Below are 436 nucleotides of genomic sequence, written 5' to 3'. Positions count from 1 at the left end.
CGCCAAAGAGCATCGACAGATTGGCTGAAAAACGCGGCATTCTTTTTCTCCTAATCCAACATCACGATCGCCGTCGGCGCATCCTCGTGGCTTTCGGCAAGCTCCTCGAATTCGGTGATCTTGTCGATCTCGGTGCCCATGGAGATGTTGGTGACGCGTTCGAGGATGAATTCAAGCACGACCGGAACCCGGTGCTCTTTCATCAGCCGCTGCGCCTCCTTGAAGGCTCCGGCGAACTCTTCCGGCTTGCGCACCCTGACCGCCTTGCAGCCCATCGCTTCGGCGACGGCAACATGGTCGACGCCATAGCCTGCCTCGGGATCGCCTGCCCGGTTGATGTTCTCGAAGGCAAGGTCGACCTCGAAGTCCATCGAAAACCCACGCTGCGCCTGCCGGATCAGGCCGAGATAGGCGTTGTTCACGACGACATGCAGAT

1 protein-coding gene is annotated in these 436 nt (G+C 58.9%); it reads right to left on the bottom strand.

Going from position 1 to position 436, the window contains the following annotated elements; translation table 11 throughout:
* Positions 1 to 50 precede the first annotated feature (50 nt).
* A partial coding sequence (locus EN906_RS36930; protein WP_245484426.1) for a thiamine pyrophosphate-dependent enzyme occupies positions 51 to 436 on the bottom strand: 386 nt, incomplete at its 5' end.

This window comes from Mesorhizobium sp. M7A.F.Ca.CA.004.06.1.1 (assembly GCF_003999135.1).
Taxonomy (GTDB): domain Bacteria; phylum Pseudomonadota; class Alphaproteobacteria; order Rhizobiales; family Rhizobiaceae; genus Mesorhizobium.
Note: the sequence above shows the minus strand (reverse complement) of the source record. Positions and strands in the feature narration are given on the sequence as shown.